We start from the raw sequence: 586 nt of genomic DNA, 5'->3' as shown, positions 1-586 counted from the left end.
TGGCGACGATCGGCAGCTTGTCGAAGCGCGCATCCTTGCGCAGTTCGACGGTGGCCGCGTGGCCGTCCAGCTGCGGCATCTCCAGGTCCATCAGCACGAGGTCGTAGGCCTGCGGGCCGCCTTCGTACAGCATGTCCAGCGCCTCGTTGCCGGTGGCGGCGACGTCCACCGCGATGTTCTGCGCCTGCAGCAGTTCCAGCGCGATCTCCTGGTTGACCTGGTTGTCTTCGACGAGCAGCACGCGCGCCGCGTGGTCGCCCGACGTCTCGAACCTGCTGCGCGCATTCGATACGCGCGGCGGCGCGAACAGGGCGACGAGCGTGTCGACGAGGGCGGACTGGCCGATCGGCTTGCACAAGAAGCCGCGGATGCCCGCCGCTTCCGCTTCTTTCTGCACTTCCTCGCGGCCGAACGCCGTCACGAGCACGGTCGACGGCGGATGGCGCAGCGCCGGGTTGCCGGCGATGCGGCGCGCCAGTTCGATGCCGTTCATGCCCGGCATCTGCCAGTCCGTCAGCACGACGCGCGAATACGGCGGCACGGGCCTGGGCCTGTCGATCTCGCAGCAACTGGTCGGCCTGATGGG

1 protein-coding gene is annotated in these 586 nt (G+C 68.9%); it reads right to left on the bottom strand.

What is annotated here, in order from left to right:
• On the bottom strand, positions 1-493 hold a 493-nt coding region (locus ACEN88_RS33745; protein WP_413346717.1), incomplete at its 3' end, for a response regulator.
• Positions 494-586 lie beyond the last annotated feature (93 nt).

This window comes from Massilia sp. CT11-108 (genome assembly GCF_047302915.1).
Taxonomy (GTDB): domain Bacteria; phylum Pseudomonadota; class Gammaproteobacteria; order Burkholderiales; family Burkholderiaceae_D; genus Telluria; species Telluria orientalis.
Note: the sequence above shows the minus strand (reverse complement) of the source record. Positions and strands in the feature narration are given on the sequence as shown.